Source organism: Pseudoalteromonas sp. BSi20429 (genome assembly GCF_000238895.1).
Taxonomy (GTDB): domain Bacteria; phylum Pseudomonadota; class Gammaproteobacteria; order Enterobacterales; family Alteromonadaceae; genus Pseudoalteromonas; species Pseudoalteromonas arctica.
Genome location: NZ_BADV01000032.1, coordinates 1 through 16,257 on the forward strand (window position 1 = coordinate 1; position 16,257 = coordinate 16,257).

Consider the following 16,257-nt stretch of genomic DNA (forward strand, 5'->3'; position numbering starts at 1 on the left):
CTTTTTTGTGTTTTGAACAGCTAAACAGTTATTTTTTTACTACAAACTGTCCTTCAAATTCGGCAACCACGTTATCACCATCGTAAATAGTTACAGGCACTACGTAACTTGCTTTACCGTCGGTTTCTAAATCGCTTAACTTGCCCTTACAGGTTTGTATATCAACACAACCACGTGGGTCGGTAGTAAGCGGCTTTAAGTACTTAATGTTAGCATCGGCTAATACAATATTACCTTCAAGCCCAGCTTCTTTAAGCGCTAAGTACGTAGCGCCCCAACCTGTTAGCGTGGCCAAGCTATAAATAGAGCCTGCAAACATGGTGTTATGTAGGTTTAAGTTAGCGTCTAGGTCGGCGCTGGTTGTAAATTGCCAATCGGTATAGCTTTCTACCTTAATACCCATCGCGTCACTAATTGGAATAGACTCTCGCCACGTATTTTGTAGTACTTGCGTCCAATTTGGATGACGGAACCAGCCTGGCTCACACGGTTTTTGCTTTACCATTTTAAAGTGTTGTACATCGCCATACGCTAAGTGCGCTTTTTCTTTTAATTCGTAACCGTGGCGTTTATAAAACTCAAGCGCACGTTCGCGTGCAAACAAAACCAATTCATCGGCATTTTGTGTCCATGCTATTTTTTCAAGCTCATGAAGCAAACGACTACCAATATGCTGATTACGGTTCCCCTCTGCAACTGCCATGTAGCGCACTTGTGCTTGCTCATGATTGTTAAAGTGCAAACGTGCTACACCTAGCACTTCGCCTTCTTTATTTTTTATAAAGCGGTGCTCAGAGTCTTGTTCCATATCGTCTTGTTCAGAGCCACGAGGCTCGCCCCAAGGCGCGCGTAATACCTGCCAACGCAATTGGTAATACGCTTGCCAATCTTCGCTACTTTGTGGGGTGCTTACCTGAAACATACATACTCCTGTTGTTATATAAGCCGTAAATAAAAGTCAAAAAAAAGGCTACGGCGCTATACTAATAGTATTGGTTATCTACCAAGCTAAAAAAATAAAATAATTAAATTGAGTGGCATTATTATGGCAAATACCATACTCCATCTTAAAAAAACTGCAAATACGACTTTGGTGATGGCTGTAAAATAACGTAAAAAAATAATGACAAAGGCCATTGCGCTTTAACGTTGCTAGTTTATGCTGAGAATATGACTGAAAAAATCAATTATATAAATTCACTGACGGGTTTGCTGAGCGATCAATTTATTGAAAATAGCCACAGCATTGGTCAGTTAATCTATTGGCATAAATGCAGTGGCGATCACATTCAAGTACGTGAGCACGAGCAGTTACGCTGGTTACTTATTAACGACACTCTTCAATCTGTTATTGATTTAAATAACCCGGATTTATTACTTTTTCCACACTTATTGTACCTAGATAAGCATTGGCAAGCTCTTAAGCCGCCACAAAAAGTGTTAGAACTCGGCCTTGGCGGCGGTGCAATTCGTAATTATTTACAACACAAATACCCTAAAGCACAAATAACATCGGTTGAAAAAAACGCCGATATTATTGATTGCTATACCCAGTTTTTTTCGTCAAATAAGAATGAGCAACTGCTGTGCGCCGATGCGCAACAGATTTTAGAAAGTGTGCAAAATATTGATTGGATTATTCTAGATTTATTTAGCCAAATAGACGCGCCTCGATTTTTATTTGAAGAGGCATTTTATAAAAAAATCTACTCGGCTTTAAATAACAACGGCGTGCTATTTATTAACTTTTTATCGCAGCATGAGTCGCAATTAAAGCAACTTCAGCAGCTATTACTCGATGTATTTGGTTGTAATGTTAGCCCGCAAAAAATTACGGGCTATGTAAATCATATTGTCGTGGTAACCAAAAACTTAAACAGATAAGTTAAACGTAACGGGCCCATCGTTACACAAGCTTACTTGCATATCGGCACCAAACTCACCTGTGGCTATTGTAAGCCCCAACTCTTTAGCTTGAGCTACAAAGTATTCGTAAAGCTCGTTAGCTTGGCTTGGCGTTGCCGCAGATGAAAAACTAGGGCGCATACCCTTTTTAGTATCAGCCGCTAGCGTAAATTGCGAAACCACCAGTAACTCACCTTTAATATCTTTAAGGCTTAAGTTCATTTTGTCGTTTTCGTCAGTAAAAATACGATAATTACTTACCTTGTGTAAAAGCTTATCGGCCGTTTGTTTGTCGTCGTGTTTTTCAACGCCCAGCAACAACAATATACCTTGGCTAATTTCGCCTACCACGTGGTTGTTAATTTCTACTTTGGCATGCTTTACACGTTGTATTAAACCTTGCATTTAAACTGTGTCCTTTACTGCTGGTTCATCATCTTCTAGTTCAAGCTCTGGTGTTTCTGGAATATCATTTGGGCTAATGCACGCAGTAAATTCAGCGCCAAGCAAAACAACGACCCAAGACAAATACACCCATACAAATAAAATAGGAATGGTTGCTACTGCGCCGTAAATAACTTCGTACGAAGGAAAATGGCTAATATAAAGTGCAAACCCTTTTTTAGTCAGCTCAAATAAAAGTGCCGCAAAAAAAGCGCCAGGTATTGCCGCTCTGAACGATACACGCGTATTAGGCACTAAGGTGTAGAGCATAATAAAGCCCACCATCGAAATCCCATACGGCAATAGCTTTAACAAAAACCCGCTAAACCCCGGAATTCCCTGATCAGCAAACGACACCAAAGATACAATATAAGAGGTAACACCAATACTGGCACCGAGCAACATAGGCCCTAAGCTCAAAACCATCCAATACACAGCAAATGAGATCATCATTGGGCGCTTTTTCTTAATTCGCCAAATTCGGTTTAATGTGGCATCTACATTACGTATTAACAGCAATGCAATTGCAGCTAAAAAGCCAATACCTACCGCCGTCATTTGGTTGGCATTGCCCGCAAAGGAGCTAATATGCTCTCTAATAACATCGGTAGAGGTAGGGACAAAGTTGGTAAACAAAAAGCTCTCAATTTCCATGCGAGTAGATTCAAAGCCCGGAAAGGCTGAAAATATAGCAACACCCACCGCAATTAATGGCACTAAAGAAAGAAGGGTTACGTAAGCAAGGTAACCTGCATTAACCGTTATTTGATCGTCTATACAACGATTAAAATACTGCATCCACCAACCAGGTTGCTGCCGTATAAAGGACTTAACTTGCTGTTTGTAATGTGAGAGCTTATCATTCATACAATTGACTTGTGCTTATATAGTTTTGATTATAATAACAATCAGCGCCATAATTTACAGCACTAACGCTCGTAAACAGGAATTCAAATGAAAAAACAAACATTACTCAGTGTTTCAATGCTTGTAGTAACACTTACTTTAACTGGCTGCCAATCAGCTTATTATTCTGCGATGGAAAAAGTGGGTGTTCACAAACGCGATATTCTTATTGATCGCGTAGAAGAAACCAAAGACTCGCAACAAGAGTCACAAGAAGAATTTAAATCGGCACTAGAGCGCTTAACTACTCTAATTGATTTTAATGGTGGCGAACTACAAGACACTTACAATCAACTAAACGATGATTACGAGTCGAGCTTAAATGCCGCTAACGAAGTGTCAACTAACATCAATAAAGTAGAAGACGTGGCAGAAGCGCTATTTGATGAGTGGGCCGATGAGTTAGAGCAGTACAAAAGTGCATCACTTAAGCGTGAAAGCAGCAAAAAGCTAACTGCGACTAAGCGTCAATTTGATCAGCTATTACGCTCAATGCGCAGCGCAGAGAGTAAAATGGAGCCAGTATTAACCTCGCTTCATGATAACGTTTTATACCTAAAGCATAACTTAAATGCACAAGCGGTATCGGCTATTAAAGGTGAATTCACTAACCTTAAGCGCGATATTCAATTGTTGATGAACGACATGAACAAATCGATTGCCGATTCAAACAAATTTATTGAACAAATGAATAGCGCTGGCTAATCATTTGTTACTTTAACAAGCCTGCTTAATTGCAGGCTTTTTTATGTTAAAGGGAATGCTAAAAGGGATTTACAATGAAACGCTTTTTAACCGCAACAACGCTTTTATGCTTACTAACTGCCTGCGCCGCACCTAATAATATTAACCGTATTACCAGCCCCGACTCAGTTGTTGTTATTAATGATAAGAACGGTCGTTATAAAAATTTATACACAGGTGAAAAAACATATCCCACTACCTGCACTGAAAACTGCTACCCAGCCCACCCAGACTTACTATGCAAAACCGGCAGCGAAAACTGCCAATACCAAGGTCTGCAAACTAAACCACAACTTAGCACCGGCTATACCGTACGCTGGCTTGGCCACGCTAGTTTTGTAATTAACACCCCAAATGGTCAAAGTGTGCTGTTTGATCCGGTAAAAAATCAGTTTGATTCTCCAGTCGCACTTGGCTTTAAACTCGGCGGTGGTATTTATCGTAAAGCAGGCGCTTGGCCTAGTGAGCAAGAACTGGAAAATATTGATGCTGTAATGTATTCGCATATTCATTACGATCATTTTAATAAGGCCGACATACAAAGCATTGGCAATAAACCTCGCTATTTAACACCACTCGGTATGGCCGACAACTTCCCTACCGGCGGTTTTAATATTACCGAAATGCCATGGTACTCAACAACCAACATTGACGACTTAGTGATTAATGCCGTGCCAGCTCATCATTTTAGCGCTCGCGTATTAGTACCCTTTATTTACGAAGATAACAATAAAGACTTATGGAATGGCTGGTTACTTGAACAAAACGGCAGTACCTTATTTTTTGCAGGCGATACGGGCTACTCAAAACACTTTAAAGATATACAGCAAAAATATGGCGATATAGATGTGTGCTTAATACCAATCGCATCTTACTACAGTAAAGAAAGTGGTAAATTTTATCGTTACGTCCATACCACACCTGAAGACGCGCTCAACGCAGCACAAGAGCTTAACTGCAAAGTAATGATACCGTGGGGATACGGTAACTCAAGTTGGAAAATGGGTGACCACAGCAGTCATTCAGCCTTGCTGCGCTTATTGCATATGTACAATAAAATGGATTCAAAAGTACCGCTGTATATTTTAAACGAAGGCGAAAGTATTTCACTATAACTATTTACTTAGCTGTTTTAAGATTGTTATTACATTAAGACAAATCCACAATAAAATTGAGAAGTTAATGAAAAAATTAGCACTCGCCTTAAGCTTTTTATTAAGCACGCCAGCAATGGCTATTGATGTTGAACATACATCAACTCCAATTACTATTGATGGCGTATCAGAAAGTGCGTGGGATAAAGCCGCTTGGCACGATATGCCTTATTTAATGGATGGCACACTGCCATCAAACGATGCCGACTTTAAAGGGCGTTATCGCTTACTGTGGGATCAAAACTATTTATACCTACAAGCCGATATTGTGGATGACGTTTTAATAGATACACACGCCGATCCAACGTATAAATATTGGGATGACGATGCGCTTGAAGTATTTATTGATAGCGATGCATCCGGTGGTAATCATCAATTTAATCACACCGCTTTGGCGTACCATATTGGCCTTGATAACCAAGCCGCCGATTACGGACCTGATAAAAAAGCCCATTTGTATACCGACCACCTAGTTAGTAACTGGAAGCGTAACACCACCGCGCCTTTTAACATTACCTGGGAAGTAGCGATAAAACTCTACCCTAATGATTATAAAGAAGGTGCTAAAAACACCCCAATTACACTTAGCGAAAAGCAAGTAATAGGTTTTATGCTAGCGTATTGCGATAACGATGGCAGCGACGTGCGCGAGCACTTTATGGGCTCACACGAAGTACAGCCAGTAAACGGCGACAGAAACCGTGGTTTTATAGATGCCGACGTATTTGGCAAAATCACCCTACTTCCTAAAAAGTAAGTTACTACCAATAAAATAATTGAACACGTATGTTGGGTTGAGCGAAGCGAAACCCAACAAAAAATACCCTACCAACAAACACTAGTACTTCGCATTATCGGCTGTTTAAGCTCTCCCTCTTTCACTTCTCATTCCCTTCTCCCTGTGCAAAAAATCTTTAAGTAAATTATTCACAAAGAGATTAAGAGGCGCTGCGCTTTTAGAGGTAAATATATTATGGAAGTTTCATCACAAAACAGTAGCTATATAATTTTGAGCTAAATACTGCCAGCTGACGACTTATAGCCTACAGCTCTTGTTTTCATCCACAAAAAAGCCGCTGTATTTTTCAATACAGCGGCTTTTAAAATCATGATTCTAAATTAATAGATTATGACTTAGGTCCACGACCTGCACGTTTACGTTCGTTTTCTGTAAGGTGGCGCTTACGAATACGAATGTTTAGTGGAGTTACTTCAACTAGCTCGTCATCATCGATGAACTCAAGCGCTTGCTCAAGTGAGTAGTTAAGGTGTGGAGAAAGCGTTTGCGCTTCATCTGTACCAGATGCACGTACGTTAGTTAACTGCTTACCTTTAAGGGCGTTAACTGTAAGGTCGTTATCACGGTTATGAATACCGATAACCATACCTTCGTACACTTCAACACCGTGACCGATGAATAAACGGCCGCGTTCTTGTAAGTTGAATAATGCGTTAGTAAGTGCTTTACCCGTTGCGTTTGCAATCATTACGCCGTTCTTACGAACACCGATGTCGCCACCTTTGTGAGGACCGTAATGATCGAACGTATGGTACATAAGACCAGAACCCGAAGTAAGCGTCATGAAATCAGTTTGGAAACCAATTAAACCACGGCTAGGGATCATGAAATCTAAACGCATACGGCCTTTGCCATCTGGAGTCATGTTAGTAAGTTCACCTTTACGTAGGCCAACTTGTTCCATAACAGAACCCTGATGCTCGTCTTGACAGTCAATAGTAACTGTTTCAAACGGTTCTTCTAGAACGCCATCTACAGTACGTAAGATAACTTCTGGACGAGAAACTGAAAGCTCGTAACCTTCACGACGCATGTTCTCGATTAGGATACCTAGGTGTAACTCACCACGACCAGAAACACGGAAGCTATCTGGGCTACCAGTATCTTCAACGCGAAGTGCTACGTTGTGTACTAATTCTTTGTCTAGACGTTCACGGATATTACGTGACGTTACAAACTTACCTTCTTTACCACAGAAAGGTGAGTTATTTACAGAGAATGTCATTGTTACAGTTGGCTCATCAACACTTAGTGGTGGTAATGCTTCAACGTTTCCTGGGAAACAAACTGTATCAGAAATCTTAAGCTCACCAATACCTGTTACAGTTACGATGTTACCAGCGTAAGCTCTATCAGTTTCGATACGTTCAAGACCTAGGTAGCTTTGTACTGCGCCAATTTTACCATTACGTGTAGTGCCATCAGCACTGATAATAGTAACTTGTTGGTTAGGAGCAACAGAACCACGTTTAATACGACCAATACCAACTACACCAACATAAGAGTTGTAATCTAGTTGAGAAATTTGCATTTGGAAGTCACCTTCAGGATCTGCATCCGGTGGTGATACTTCGTCAACGATCATCTTGAACATAGGTTCCATGTTGTCTGATGGCTCGTCTAAATCTAGTGTTGCCCAGCCGTTGATAGCTGAAGCGTAGATTACTTTAAAGTCTAACTGTTCGTCAGTTGCGCCAAGGTTGTCGAATAAATCAAAGATTTGATCCATAACCCAATCAGGACGTGAACCTGGCTTATCAATTTTATTGATAACTACGATTGGCTTTAAGCCTTGCGCGAATGCCTTTTGCGTAACGAAACGCGTTTGTGGCATTGGACCTTCTTGAGCATCAACAAGTAATAATACTGAGTCAGCCATCGAAAGTACGCGTTCAACTTCACCACCGAAATCGGCGTGTCCCGGAGTATCTACGATATTGATATGGTAGTCGTTCCAAGAGATGGCTGTGTTTTTAGCCAAAATGGTAATACCACGTTCTTTCTCAATGTCGTTTGAGTCCATCACGCGCTCTTCGTTACCGCCGCGTGTTTCTAATGTACCTGATTGCTCAAGTAGTTTGTCAACCAGAGTTGTTTTACCGTGGTCAACGTGCGCGATAATCGCTATATTTCTTAACTTTTCGATGCTCATATATTTACTCAGAGAAATTAAATTCTCAATGATCCTGCAAGATCTACGCACTCATCCACGCTTTCGCGAGATGTCCCAGCATAGGATTTAAAAGGGCGCATATTATCCCTCATTAATGACATGGATGAAAGTTTATCCAATACATATTTTAAAACTTTCTCAATACTTTTACTAAGTATCTGTTTTATATATGACAATTATATGAATTAAATTTCAATATTTTTTTGAAAAACAGTCTTTTTGACTATTTTTCCGATCTTTTTGTTACTCTTTTGCATTTAGGTTATGCTAATTTCAGCTGATTAAATTAACAACAAATTACGCTCTGTAAATTTTGCACCGAAATGGAATATTTACGCACCGATATGGTGCGTTTGTATATTCCATTTTGATGCAATGATATTTTTTTAATTTATAAACAGCCAGTTACAATAATGGCACAAAATCAGCTTAGTAAATACCAAAGCAATTATGCAGCAATAACAAAACCCAATAGTTGGAGGACACATGTCACAATCGGTTTTAGATTTTATTAAAGAAAATGACGTCAAGTTCATTGATTTACGCTTTACTGACACTAAGGGTAAAGAACAACATGTATCGATTCCTCATCACCAAGTTGATGAAGATTTTTTCGAAGACGGTAAGATGTTCGACGGTTCTTCAATTGCAGGCTGGAAAGGCATAAACGAATCAGACATGGTATTAATGCCAGTTCCTGAGTCAATCAAACTAGACCCTTTCACTGAAGAAGCGACATTAATTTTACGTTGTGACGTAGTAGAGCCTTCTACACTACAAGGCTATGAGCGCGACCCGCGTTCTGTTGCTAAGCGTGCTGAAGATTACATGCGTTCTACAGGCATTGCAGACACTGTTTTATTTGGCCCTGAGCCAGAATTTTTCGTATTTGACGATGTTAAATACAAATCAGATATGTCTGGTTCTATGTACAAAATTGATTCTAAGCAAGCTGCTTGGAACTCAGATAAAGAATATGCAGATGGCAACACTGGTCATCGTCCAGGTGTTAAAGGCGGTTACTTCCCAGTTGCTCCAGTTGATGACTTCCAAGATTGGCGTTCAGCTACGTGTCTAGTTCTAGAAGAAATGGGCCAAGTAGTAGAAGCACATCACCACGAAGTAGCAACAGCAGGTCAAAACGAAATCGCTACTCGCTTTAATACAATGGTATTAAAAGCGGATGAAATTCAAGAAATGAAATATGTTATCCATAACATGGCTCACTTATACGGTAAAACAGCAACGTTTATGCCTAAGCCAGTTGTTGGTGATAACGGTTCTGGTATGCATTGTCACCAGTCACTTGCTAAAGATGGTGTAAACCTTTTTGCTGGTGATAAGTACGGCGGTCTTTCTGAAGATGCACTTTACTACATTGGCGGCATCATCAAGCATGCTAAAGCAATTAACGCTTTCGCAAATGCGTCTACTAACTCGTACAAACGTTTAGTACCAGGTTTTGAAGCACCAGTTATGCTTGCATACTCTGCACGTAACCGTTCTGCATCAATCCGTATCCCAGTGGTTCCATCTGAAAAAGGTCGTCGTATTGAAGTACGCTTCCCGGATCCAACTGCTAACCCATACCTTGCTTTCTCAGCAATGCTTATGGCTGGCCTTGATGGTATCAAAAACAAGATCCATCCTGGCGATGCTATGGATAAAGATTTATACGACTTACCAGCTGAAGAAGCAGCAGAAATTCCAACTGTTGCAGCATCACTTGACGAAGCACTATCTGCACTTAGCGCAGACCGTGAATTCTTAACTCAAGGTGGCGTATTCACTGATGACTTAATCGATGCTTACATCTCACTTAAGTCTAAAGAAGTTGAAAAGCTTAACATGACAACTCACCCAGTTGAGTTTGAAATGTACTACAGCTGTTAATTAAGCTGTAAAAAATATGTGTGTTCTCAAGCCCGCTTTGCGGGCTTTTTTAATGGTAAAATTAGTCAATCTCCACTAAAGTTAAGTTACCGATAAAAATGCAGGGCTGCAGAGTGAATAACAAGATTTTATTACTATTAATTACTTTAGGATTAAGTAATTATGGTTATGCCGGTGAAACAAAAATATACGCTTGGAAAGATAAAAATGGCGTATTAGTGTTCTCAGACACCCCTCATAAAGGGGCTCAAGAGGTAAAGCTCACCAGCCAAGATCTTAATATGCCTGCAACAAATACTGACATTTTTGACGAGCAACCTCAGCCTCAACAAGCGGCCTTTAGTATTGCTATTTCCTCACCTGATCATAACCAGACTATTCGTGAAAATACCGGCACTGTTTATGTAACTAGCCGAATAAAACCACGCTTTGAAACTGGTTTTACTATACAACTTTTTATTGATGGTAAAGCACACGGCCCAGCCAGTGGCAGCTCAACCTTTGCAATTAGAGATGTAGAACGTGGTCAGCACACACTACAATTAAAGCTTTTTAATAGTAAAAACCAAGTTATTGCTACAAGCGAACCCTGCATATTTTTTATGCACCGAAAAGGGCTAAGCCTAGGTAACTAAATTGGGGCATTACTAAACGTGCAGCAGTGTATTTAACCATATAACTTGCTTGCAAACATCCACGCACTAAAATGGTGCAGCTATGATTAATAATAAAAACTTTAGCCCTGAGCTACTCGATGCCATTTGGCAAAATCAAACAACCGCTATCATGCTACTTGATAAAAACTTCACCGTTGTATATGCCAATACCAGTACCAGCGAGCTGCTTGGCCTTGGTAATAAGCGCTTGTTAGAACAACCGTTTGATAGCCTTTTTAACTACCATTCAATCGATTTACAGCGTATAGAACAATACTCATTAGTTGAAGGCGTAGATTGCCAGCAGCATAGAGCTGACGTGGTTTTTAGCGATTCTCGCCATGCAAAAGTAGCCGTAAGTACACGACAAATTAAGTTTAATGGCTCGCTTTATATTTTATTTGAGTGGCGCCAAACCGATGACGAAATTAAGCACGACCAAGCGTCTAATCAAATGCATCAATATCAAGCTGCCCGAAACCTAATTAGAGGGTTAGCTCACGAAATTAAAAATCCTTTAGGTGGAATTCGCGGAGCGGCGCAGTTATTGCAGTATGAGGTTGATCAACAAGAAAGAGATCAATGTGCTGAGCTCATCATTGAGCAAGCCGACCGATTACGCGAACTAGTAGATAGGCTTTTGGGGCCCAATCAACTTCCGCAAAAATCGTATGGCAACATACATCAATCACTTGAATCAGTTGCAAGGCTAAGTACGTTAGATAATTGTTCTAACATTAGCTTAGTTAAAGATTACGACCCAAGTATTCCTGATGTATACATTGATCAAGGCAAAATTCAGCAAGTGGTATTAAACATTGTTCGAAATGCCCAACAGGCGCTTGTAGATGGCGGTGAAATAACAATAAAAACCCGCATTAATCATCAACATCGTCGCCCAGGTAAAGCACCTAAAAAAGCCTTGTTGATCCAAATATCTGATAACGGACCAGGTATTGATCCCAGTGTACGCGAAACACTGTTCTACCCTATGATCACCAATAAAGAAGGTGGCTCTGGGTTAGGACTCTCAATAGCGCAAACACTGATAGATCAACATGATGGCTATATAGAATGTGATAGCTGGCCTGGACATACTGAATTTAATATCTATCTGCCCTTTGCAGATTAATGTTTGGAGTTTGCATGAAAACAGTTTGGCTTGTAGATGATGATGCCTCTATTCGATTTGTACTTGAAAAAGCACTAACCCGTGCAGGGTTTAACACAGAGAGCTTTGCTAATGCGCAAGATGTACTAAGCGCACTAAAGTTTAGCCAACCTACTGTTTTAGTTTCTGACGTACGAATGCCTGGTATGGATGGTATGGCGTTGCTTGAACTTATTGCAGAGCAAAACCCTGGGCTGCCGGTTATTATAATGACTGCGCATTCAGATTTAGACTCAGCTGTAAATGCATTCCAAAAAGGTGCTTTTGAATACCTCGCTAAGCCGTTTGATTTAAACGAAGCAGTGGCGCTGGTCGAAAGCGCATGCAGAGCAAACTCCACTAAAAAAACTAAACGCAAGCAAGCTCCACCAAAAAGTGCCCACATAATTGGTGAAGCGCCCGCAATGCAAGAAGTGTTTAGAGCGATAGGTAAACTATCGGCTTCTAGCATGAGCGTATTAATAAATGGCGAATCTGGAACAGGTAAAGAACTTGTCGCCAGTGCTTTGCACAATCATAGCCCACGTAAAGAAAACCAATTTATTGCACTTAACATGGCAGCCATTCCAAAAGAGCTTGTTGAGTCAGAGTTATTTGGCCACGAAAAAGGCGCATTTACGGGCGCCGACAGCGTGCGTAAAGGCCGTTTTGAGCAAGCCAATGGCGGCACACTATTTTTAGATGAAATTGGTGATATGCCACTTGATGTACAAACACGTTTATTACGCGTTCTTGCCGATGGTGAGTTTTATCGCGTTGGTGGCCATCAAAGTATAAAAGTAGATGTGCGTATTATTGCGGCTACGCACCAAAACCTTGAAGATTTAGTTAAACAGGGCAAGTTTAGGGATGATTTATTTCATCGTCTTAATGTTGTGCGCCTACGTTTACCTGCTCTTCGAGAGCGTACTGAAGATATAGAAAGCTTATCGCAACACTTTTTACATAAAAGCGCTAAAGAGCTACAAGTAGAAAGCAAAGTACTCAGCCCTAAAGCGACTGAGCAATTACGCTTATTTAATTGGCCAGGCAATGTACGCCAATTAGAAAACACCTGTCGCTGGCTTACTGTAATGGCACCGGGTGAGCTTGTAAGCGAGCAAGACTTACCGCCGGAGATTCTGGATGCTTCGCCAACCCAGGAAGAAGGTGATTGGCTAGATGCGTTTCAGCAATGGCTTAATCAAGAGCTTAAACAAGGCAAAGAAAATATTTGGCCTGACATTCAAGCCCAGCTAGAAACTCGCTTAATTAAAACCGCACTGGCTAATTGTTCTGGTCATAAGCAAGATGCTGCTATAAAAATTGGTTGGGGACGCAACACGTTGACCCGAAAATTAAAAGAGCGCAATATTAGCTGATTAAACGCTTTTAACACATTTGGTTATTGATGAAGCTAATCGAACATATTCCATTATTCAAACAAATGGAAATTATAAACAGGCTGCACTTTTTTAAAGAATTTACGCTCAGCGAGCGCCAAGTCTTATTAGAGTCGTTCGGCCTGTTGTATTTAGTAAGCCAGCATCAATTTTTATTTAAGCAATACGATAACGACAAACGTTTGTACATTGTACTTAGCGGCGCGTTATTAGTATTTAAACATAATCATTTGCTAGAACTTGGCACTATAGAGCCCGGTGAATTTATAGGTGAAGGTGCCTTTATAAGTAACCGAGAACGTAGTACTAGCGCTCGCGCTAAAACCGACAGTATAGTCCTCGCTATTACCCCTGAAGCACTCACCCGCTTACCTAATGTTATCCGCGAAAAAATTAAAGACCGAATTATAGAAGGCATGAGTCTGCGCATTGCCAAACTAAGCGAGCATATAGAAACTCACGGTTAGCTCTATCACTCAGTCCATATAAATAATTTGTAGTGAGCAATCAAGCCAGCTGGGGTTATTAACGTGAGCTGTAAACCTGTAAGTATCGGATGGTTTGGCGCCAAAGGGCGTATTTATAAGTGGTTGCGAGTGACTGTATGTTTGCGAGTAGGTTTTATAATAAATGACAACGTAACCGTACAAAAACTCCCAATCTAACCTTACAACAGCGCCACTGGATAAGGTAAAGTCAGCATATTTATTTGTAAATGTGACGAGTAAATCATTGTACTTGTCTTCGCTGCATTGAGTTGTTCGTAACTTTTTAGGCATAACAAAGGTTGTACCCGCCACTGCATTTTTTAGATAAAAGCCTATATTGCCATCACCATAAAAATGATTTGAACGCGTTGTATAGTTAACTTGTGGCTCGTAACCTAGCCCCTGCATAATAGTAGCTAACTGCTCAGTCTCTTTTGGGTAAATTTTGTCACTTGATAAGAGTAATGTAGCCTCACCAAAATCAGGTGGGATTGCCAGCGGTACATATTCATAAGGGAGCGATTGTGCTTTTAGCGCAGCATCGAGCTGATTGCTCTGTTCATCTTGCAAGTTTTCACTAAATACATACACGGTAGGTTGTTGGCACGCAGCTAATGGTAATGCCAACACACACATTAAAATTCCATTTTTCATAGTTACCCCTTTTGATTACGCTTGTAGTCTATTAAAGGTAACTATTTATAGCAATTTAATTTGTTTGGCTATCCAACCAAGCATCAACACTTTTGCGAGTATATAAAACTTCTTTAAATAAACGATGTCGTTCAAACTCAAGTTTTGTTTTTCTCGTGGCATCACCACTAACTAAACGGCTATGGGTATCATTGAACTTTGAAATTACAGAAAAACCGCGCTCATCTTGATCAGCTTGCTTTTTTACAGAATTAGCAAGGTGCTCTCTAACATCGTCAGCAGTTAACATACCTGAATTGTCTAATCCCATTAGCTCTTTTTTCATTGCCAATCTTACGCCCATTTCCTACTCCATTTAATGAAAACTATTTAATCCGCCAAAGTTTTAGCAATTAGCAGGCCACACGTAAAATTAACTGCTGCAAAGGTTACTCTTCAATTGCTTCAGTTTTTTTAAAGACAGATAAAATACATAAAAAATTTCATAGCTATTTACGTATTACAATTAGCGAAAGTCACTTGCTTTGGTGCAAAAGTAGCTGCAAGCCTTTATACTACAGCCTGTGCGTTACCCCACCGAGAGCAAATATGAACGAAGAATACATAGAAATAGAATTAGAAGAAGAGCCGATTGAGCTCTGTAAATTATTAAAAGTACTAAACTTAGTTGAAGGTGGCGGCCAAGCTAAAAACCTAATTACCGAAGGCTATGTGGGTGTTAACCATGAAATTTGTACAATAAAGCGGAAAAAATTATACAGTGGCGATGTATTAGAATTTGATGGTGAATTTTTTAAACTTGCGCTAAGTGAAGATGCAACCCCTGCAGAAAAACCTGCGGTACAAACTCAAGCAGAGTCAAAGCAAGCTACACCACAACCAACAAATCAGCCAGCTAAAAGTAAGCGTAAGCGAACTAAAAAACCAAAAGTAGATGATAAAACAGGTCGTCGTCCTATTTCATTTGGTTAAGCATTTAAAAGCCCTCTTTTTATATAAAAAGGTCAACTTGTATAGTTGGCCTTTTTACTCTTTAATAACCTAGGGCCTGTTGACCTTTCAGGATTAAAATTTGTTCAATCTAGGGGAAATTTAATCGCGGCGCGAGGTTTGTAACCTAGTGGGCTAAGTAAAAACCGAGCAACAAAGAGTAAATTGCCCCTAGGCAGAACCCTTCGGGCAGCGCATGTTTGGAATCTATGCTGCGTTATCGCCCATTTATGGGGAGTACCACACTACATAGGCTCTGCCTTGCCTAAATACCAAACATACTGCTGCAAATTTAACCTCGAAAGATAAACAGGCCCTGATTAATAATAAAAACAAGGTTATAAAATGTCTGTTAAAACACCTAAAAATTGGTTTAAGCCCGTTGTATGGGCGGCACTCGTATGGAACTTACTTGGCGTTATTGCATTTGCTATGCACATGATGATGACACCCGAAATGATAGGTAAACTTCCGTTAGATCAACAAGCTGCCTACTCTGACATCCCTCTTTGGTCAACCATTGCATTTGCTGTAGCTGTATTTGGAAGCACTTTGGGTTGTCTGTTTTTACTTGCTAAAAACGCGCTGGCAACACCTACTTTTGCGCTATCGCTCGGCGCTATTTTAATTCAGCAATATTATAATTTTATGGTCATAAATAGTATTGAGCTACTTGGCGCAAGTGCGGTATTTATGCCTATTTTTGTAATCATTATTGCCATCGCTTTACTTTGTTTGAGCATTAAAGGTAAGCAACAAGGTTGGTTACAGTAATTAATAAGGGTCGAAATAACTTTTGACCCTATCTCTTCTTTTAAATCATCTCTTGAAATTAAATTTTTCAGCATCATCTCTACTATAATAACTGTATAAAATTCGTTCTCTAAACGCGATTTTT

Annotated in this window: 17 protein-coding genes; 11 read left to right on the plus strand and 6 right to left on the minus strand. The window is 40.1% G+C overall.

Annotated elements, in window-relative coordinates; translation table 11 throughout:
* Window positions 1-28: 28 nt before the first annotated feature.
* Complete coding sequence (locus tag P20429_RS12680) at window positions 29-922, minus strand: bifunctional GNAT family N-acetyltransferase/hotdog fold thioesterase (RefSeq protein ID WP_007582148.1); 894 nt, start codon at window positions 920-922, stop codon at window positions 29-31.
* A gap of 248 nt (window positions 923-1,170) precedes the next feature.
* Between P20429_RS12680 and P20429_RS12675 the strand changes: the two genes are divergently transcribed.
* Window positions 1,171-1,884: a spermidine synthase gene (locus P20429_RS12675; RefSeq protein WP_007582154.1), complete on the plus strand. Its 714-nt coding sequence runs from the start codon at window positions 1,171-1,173 to the stop codon at window positions 1,882-1,884.
* On the opposite strand, the gene dtd is transcribed toward P20429_RS12675, so the two are convergent.
* Both dtd and P20429_RS12665 read right to left on the minus strand, forming a co-directional pair.
* Entirely contained in the window at window positions 1,873-2,310 is a 438-nt protein-coding gene (dtd, locus tag P20429_RS12670) for a D-aminoacyl-tRNA deacylase (protein ID WP_007582156.1), read from the minus strand. The genes P20429_RS12675 and dtd overlap by 12 nt on opposite strands.
* Window positions 2,311-3,216 (minus strand): virulence factor BrkB family protein, encoded by a 906-nt coding sequence (locus tag P20429_RS12665; RefSeq protein WP_007582159.1) that lies wholly within the window; start codon window positions 3,214-3,216, stop codon window positions 2,311-2,313.
* 87 nt (window positions 3,217-3,303) lie between these two features.
* Here P20429_RS12665 and P20429_RS12660 point away from each other — a divergent pair, with 87 nt between their 5' ends.
* The 3 genes from P20429_RS12660 (at window position 3,304) to P20429_RS12650 (ending at window position 5,910) form a co-directional block, all read left to right on the plus strand.
* Window positions 3,304-3,960, plus strand: coding sequence for a DUF2959 domain-containing protein (locus P20429_RS12660; RefSeq protein WP_007582161.1), 657 nt, complete (start codon window positions 3,304-3,306; stop codon window positions 3,958-3,960).
* Window positions 3,961-4,034: 74 nt separating this feature from the next.
* Entirely contained in the window at window positions 4,035-5,114 is a 1,080-nt protein-coding gene (locus P20429_RS12655) for an MBL fold metallo-hydrolase (RefSeq protein WP_007582164.1), read from the plus strand.
* Between the two features lie 67 nt (window positions 5,115-5,181).
* Window positions 5,182-5,910, plus strand: a complete 729-nt coding sequence (locus tag P20429_RS12650; protein ID WP_007582166.1) for a CBM9 family sugar-binding protein — start codon at window positions 5,182-5,184, stop codon at window positions 5,908-5,910.
* 370 nt (window positions 5,911-6,280) lie between these two features.
* Here P20429_RS12650 and typA read toward each other — a convergent pair whose 3' ends face one another.
* Window positions 6,281-8,104 carry a translational GTPase TypA gene (gene typA, locus P20429_RS12645; RefSeq protein WP_007582167.1) on the minus strand — a complete coding sequence of 608 codons (1,824 nt, stop codon included), beginning with the start codon at window positions 8,102-8,104 and terminating at the stop codon, window positions 6,281-6,283.
* A 507-nt stretch (window positions 8,105-8,611) separates the two neighbouring features.
* Here typA and glnA point away from each other — a divergent pair.
* The 5 genes from glnA to P20429_RS12620 all read left to right on the plus strand — a co-directional run bounded on the left by glnA (window position 8,612) and on the right by P20429_RS12620 (window position 13,694).
* Entirely contained in the window at window positions 8,612-10,018 is a 1,407-nt protein-coding gene (gene glnA / locus P20429_RS12640; RefSeq protein WP_007582170.1) for a glutamate--ammonia ligase, read from the plus strand.
* A 113-nt stretch (window positions 10,019-10,131) separates the two neighbouring features.
* On the plus strand, window positions 10,132-10,653 hold the full coding sequence (locus P20429_RS12635; protein ID WP_007582171.1) for a DUF4124 domain-containing protein: 522 nt from the start codon (window positions 10,132-10,134) through the stop codon (window positions 10,651-10,653).
* An 82-nt stretch (window positions 10,654-10,735) separates the two neighbouring features.
* Window positions 10,736-11,806, plus strand: coding sequence for a nitrogen regulation protein NR(II) (glnL, locus tag P20429_RS12630; RefSeq protein ID WP_007582173.1), 1,071 nt, complete (start codon window positions 10,736-10,738; stop codon window positions 11,804-11,806).
* Window positions 11,807-11,820: 14 nt separating this feature from the next.
* On the plus strand, window positions 11,821-13,206 hold the full coding sequence (gene ntrC / locus P20429_RS12625; RefSeq protein WP_007582175.1) for a nitrogen regulation protein NR(I): 1,386 nt from the start codon (window positions 11,821-11,823) through the stop codon (window positions 13,204-13,206).
* A gap of 29 nt (window positions 13,207-13,235) precedes the next feature.
* Window positions 13,236-13,694 carry a cyclic nucleotide-binding domain-containing protein gene (locus tag P20429_RS12620; protein ID WP_007582176.1) on the plus strand — a complete coding sequence of 153 codons (459 nt, stop codon included), beginning with the start codon at window positions 13,236-13,238 and terminating at the stop codon, window positions 13,692-13,694.
* Between the two features lie 9 nt (window positions 13,695-13,703).
* Here the strand turns inward: P20429_RS12620 and P20429_RS12615 are convergent, their stop codons facing one another.
* Window positions 13,704-14,369: a hypothetical protein gene (locus tag P20429_RS12615; protein ID WP_033026575.1), complete on the minus strand. Its 666-nt coding sequence runs from the start codon at window positions 14,367-14,369 to the stop codon at window positions 13,704-13,706.
* 55 nt (window positions 14,370-14,424) lie between these two features.
* Window positions 14,425-14,712, minus strand: coding sequence for a hypothetical protein (locus tag P20429_RS12610; RefSeq protein ID WP_007582180.1), 288 nt, complete (start codon window positions 14,710-14,712; stop codon window positions 14,425-14,427).
* Window positions 14,713-14,957: 245 nt separating this feature from the next.
* On the opposite strand from P20429_RS12610, the gene P20429_RS12605 reads away from it, so the two are divergent.
* Window positions 14,958-15,341: an RNA-binding S4 domain-containing protein gene (locus tag P20429_RS12605; protein WP_007582181.1), complete on the plus strand. Its 384-nt coding sequence runs from the start codon at window positions 14,958-14,960 to the stop codon at window positions 15,339-15,341.
* A gap of 363 nt (window positions 15,342-15,704) precedes the next feature.
* Window positions 15,705-16,133 carry a hypothetical protein gene (locus P20429_RS12600; protein ID WP_007582183.1) on the plus strand — a complete coding sequence of 143 codons (429 nt, stop codon included), beginning with the start codon at window positions 15,705-15,707 and terminating at the stop codon, window positions 16,131-16,133.
* The last annotated feature ends 124 nt before the right edge of the window (window positions 16,134-16,257 follow it).

Excerpts from the sequence above, each read along its gene's own strand:
- P20429_RS12680 (WP_007582148.1), bottom strand. The coding sequence starts at position 922 with ATGTTTCAGGTAAGCACCCCACAAAGTAGCGAAGATTGGCAAGCGTAT.
- P20429_RS12675 (WP_007582154.1), top strand. The coding sequence starts at position 1,171 with ATGACTGAAAAAATCAATTATATAAATTCACTGACGGGTTTGCTGAGC.
- dtd (WP_007582156.1), bottom strand. The coding sequence starts at position 2,310 with ATGCAAGGTTTAATACAACGTGTAAAGCATGCCAAAGTAGAAATTAAC.
- P20429_RS12665 (WP_007582159.1), bottom strand. The coding sequence starts at position 3,216 with ATGAATGATAAGCTCTCACATTACAAACAGCAAGTTAAGTCCTTTATA.
- P20429_RS12660 (WP_007582161.1), top strand. The coding sequence starts at position 3,304 with ATGAAAAAACAAACATTACTCAGTGTTTCAATGCTTGTAGTAACACTT.
- P20429_RS12655 (WP_007582164.1), top strand. The coding sequence starts at position 4,035 with ATGAAACGCTTTTTAACCGCAACAACGCTTTTATGCTTACTAACTGCC.
- P20429_RS12650 (WP_007582166.1), top strand. The coding sequence starts at position 5,182 with ATGAAAAAATTAGCACTCGCCTTAAGCTTTTTATTAAGCACGCCAGCA.
- typA (WP_007582167.1), bottom strand. The coding sequence starts at position 8,104 with ATGAGCATCGAAAAGTTAAGAAATATAGCGATTATCGCGCACGTTGAC.
- glnA (WP_007582170.1), top strand. The coding sequence starts at position 8,612 with ATGTCACAATCGGTTTTAGATTTTATTAAAGAAAATGACGTCAAGTTC.
- glnL (WP_007582173.1), top strand. The coding sequence starts at position 10,736 with ATGATTAATAATAAAAACTTTAGCCCTGAGCTACTCGATGCCATTTGG.
- ntrC (WP_007582175.1), top strand. The coding sequence starts at position 11,821 with ATGAAAACAGTTTGGCTTGTAGATGATGATGCCTCTATTCGATTTGTA.
- P20429_RS12620 (WP_007582176.1), top strand. The coding sequence starts at position 13,236 with ATGAAGCTAATCGAACATATTCCATTATTCAAACAAATGGAAATTATA.
- P20429_RS12615 (WP_033026575.1), bottom strand. The coding sequence starts at position 14,369 with ATGAAAAATGGAATTTTAATGTGTGTGTTGGCATTACCATTAGCTGCG.
- P20429_RS12610 (WP_007582180.1), bottom strand. The coding sequence starts at position 14,712 with ATGGGCGTAAGATTGGCAATGAAAAAAGAGCTAATGGGATTAGACAAT.
- P20429_RS12605 (WP_007582181.1), top strand. The coding sequence starts at position 14,958 with ATGAACGAAGAATACATAGAAATAGAATTAGAAGAAGAGCCGATTGAG.
- P20429_RS12600 (WP_007582183.1), top strand. The coding sequence starts at position 15,705 with ATGTCTGTTAAAACACCTAAAAATTGGTTTAAGCCCGTTGTATGGGCG.